Here is a 1,337-nt window from a genome sequence, read left to right as displayed (position 1 = left end):
CGTCGCCAATGCCGGTGCGGCTTATTTGGCGAGCACCCAACGGCCCTTCTGACGCTGGCCGAGCATCAGGGAGCTAATGTCGAGACCGGTGTGATCCGTCGCGCTCATGTTGTAGACGCCACGCGCGCCGGCCAGATCCTTTGTCGCCTCGATGGCATCGCGCAGCGCGGCACGGAACTGCGGCGTGCCAGGTGAAGCCTTCTTCAGCGCCTCTGGCACCGCGTTCGCGATCAGCTTGTTGGCGTCCCACGCGCCCGCGGAGAAGATGTTGCTCGTGTTGCCGCCGTACTTCGCGTCGTAAGCCCGCACGAATTCCGCGGCACTCTTCTTGGCAGCATAGGTATCGGGAACCTGATCGACCCCCATCACCGCCGCGTACGGAGCGAAAATGCCATCGGCGGCCGCGCCCGAGAGTCGCAGAAAGTCGCCGAACGTCGCACCCAGCGTCACATAGATGTCGCCCTTGTAGCCGCGAGTGCGCAATTCGAGCAACGGTGTCGCTGCGGCGCCACCAGACCCGGCGATCAGCACAGCGTCGGGCTGTTTCGAGAGCATCTTGACGACCTGGGATGTGACCGTCGAGTCGGTGCGGGCATAGCGTTCCTGCGACACCACCTGAATCCCACGATCCTTGGCAAAGCGCTCGGTCAATTTCAACCATTGATCGCCGTAGGAGTCGGTAAAGCCGATGAACGCCAGCGTTTTCGTCTGCTTGGCCTTCATGTGATCGAACAGCGGCGTGCCTTCATGTTCGTCGTTGGTCGTCGTCTTGAAATTCCAGCGTCGTTGCGCATCGACCGGCTGCACCAGCGAGTTGGTCGGCCCTTGCGTGATGCCCGGCGTTCCCGATTCGGCCAGCAATGGAATGACCGCCACAGCGCTCGGCGTCGTCGTCGGTCCGATCACCACATCGACGTGCTCTTCGCTGATGAGCTTATGCAGGCTTCGCACGGCAAGACTCGGGTCGGACGCGTCGTCGAGATAGATGTACTTGACTTTCTGTCCTCCTAAGGTGTCCGGCCCCAGCATGACGCCGCTCTTCTCCAGCGTGCCGAGCGACGCCGCTGGCCCGGTGGTCGACAGAATCACACCGACCTTGATGTCGGCATGCACGAGGCCGCTCAGTGCCGCGGCCATGACCCCGGCCGCGATCAGAATGCTTGTCTTGTTCATTATTGATGTCTCCTCCACTGTCTCGTCACTGATTCGTGGCGCTGCCCTCGGCACGAATCGGGTTGCGCAGAATGCCGAGCTTGCTGACTTCCACTTCGACCACATCGCCGTCCTTCATGAACAGCGGCGGATTACGCTTCGCACCGACACCGCCCGGCGTGCCG

General features: G+C 62.2%; 2 protein-coding genes. Both read right to left on the bottom strand.

Features of this window, described 5'->3' with window-relative positions; genetic code table 11:
- Positions 1 to 21 precede the first annotated feature (21 nt).
- Complete coding sequence (locus tag W930_RS0102915) at positions 22 to 1,173, bottom strand: ABC transporter substrate-binding protein (RefSeq protein ID WP_023594865.1); 1,152 nt, start codon at positions 1,171 to 1,173, stop codon at positions 22 to 24.
- A gap of 25 nt (positions 1,174 to 1,198) precedes the next feature.
- Positions 1,199 to 1,337, bottom strand: a 139-nt coding sequence (locus tag W930_RS29445; protein ID WP_161782793.1) for a fumarylacetoacetate hydrolase family protein, incomplete at its 5' end; no start/stop codon positions are given.

The sequence above is a fragment of the Pandoraea sp. E26 genome (genome assembly GCF_000681415.1).
GTDB lineage: Bacteria > Pseudomonadota > Gammaproteobacteria > Burkholderiales > Burkholderiaceae > Pandoraea > Pandoraea pnomenusa.
Note: the sequence above shows the minus strand (reverse complement) of the source record. Positions and strands in the feature narration are given on the sequence as shown.

Excerpts from the sequence above, each read along its gene's own strand:
- W930_RS0102915 (WP_023594865.1), bottom strand. The coding sequence starts at position 1,173 with ATGAACAAGACAAGCATTCTGATCGCGGCCGGGGTCATGGCCGCGGCA.